Annotated in this window: 1 rRNA gene; it reads right to left on the bottom strand. The window is 56.7% G+C overall.

The window, feature by feature from the left end:
* Nucleotides 1-1,273 (bottom strand): 23S ribosomal RNA (locus tag ACNFOC_RS54455); the annotation flags it as partial.
* Between the last annotated feature and the right edge of the window lie 57 nt (nt 1,274-1,330).

The raw sequence follows: 1,330 nt of genomic DNA, 5'->3' as shown, positions 1-1,330 counted from the left end.
GAATGACACGACTTCGGCGGTACGCTTGAGCCCCGCTACATTGTCGGCGCGGAATCACTAGACCAGTGAGCTATTACGCACTCTTTCAAGGGTGGCTGCTTCTAAGCCAACCTCCTGGTTGTCTCTGCGACTCCACATCCTTTCCCACTTAGCGTACGCTTAGGGGCCTTAGTCGATGCTCTGGGCTGTTTCCCTCTCGACCATGGAGCTTATCCCCCACAGTCTCACTGCCGTGCTCTCACTTACCGGCATTCGGAGTTTGGCTAAGGTCAGTAACCCGGTAGGGCCCATCGCCTATCCAGTGCTCTACCTCCGGCAAGAAACACACGACGCTGCACCTAAATGCATTTCGGGGAGAACCAGCTATCACGGAGTTTGATTGGCCTTTCACCCCTAACCACAGGTCATCCCCCAGGTTTTCAACCCTGGTGGGTTCGGTCCTCCACGAAGTCTTACCTCCGCTTCAACCTGCCCATGGCTAGATCACTCCGCTTCGGGTCTTGAGCGCGCTACTATATCGCCCTATTCGGACTCGCTTTCGCTACGGCTTCCCCACACGGGTTAACCTCGCAACACACCGCAAACTCGCAGGCTCATTCTTCAAAAGGCACGCAGTCACGACGCACCAAGTAAACTTGATGCGCGACGCTCCCACGGCTTGTAGGCACACGGTTTCAGGTACTATTTCACTCCGCTCCCGCGGTACTTTTCACCATTCCCTCACGGTACTATCCGCTATCGGTCACCAGGGAATATTTAGGCTTAGCGGGTGGTCCCGCCAGATTCACACGGGATTTCTCGGGCCCCGTGCTACTTGGGTGTCTCTCAAACGAGCCGTTGACGTTTCGACTACGGGGGTCTTACCCTCTACGCCGGACCTTTCGCATGTCCTTCGCCTACATCAACGGTTTCTGACTCGTCTCACAGCCGGCAGACTGTGAAAGAGAGATCCCACAACCCCGTATACGCAACCCCTGCCGGGTCTCACACGCATACGGTTTGGCCTCATCCGGTTTCGCTCGCCACTACTCCCGGAATCACGGTTGTTTTCTCTTCCTGCGGGTACTGAGATGTTTCACTTCCCCGCGTTCCCTCCACTTGCCCTATGTGTTCAGGCAAGGGTGACAGCCCATGACGACTGCCGGGTTTCCCCATTCGGAAACCCCCGGATCAAAGCCTGGTTGACGACTCCCCGGGGACTATCGTGGCCTCCCACGTCCTTCATCGGTTCCTGGTGCCAAGGCATCCACCGTGCGCCCTTAAAAACTTGGCCACAGATGCTCGCGTCCACTGTGCAGTTCTCAAACAACGACCAACCACCCATCACCCC

Source organism: Streptomyces colwelliae, from assembly GCF_048158785.1.
Taxonomy (GTDB): domain Bacteria; phylum Actinomycetota; class Actinomycetes; order Streptomycetales; family Streptomycetaceae; genus Streptomyces.
This window is presented reverse-complemented; position numbering and strand designations above follow the sequence as displayed.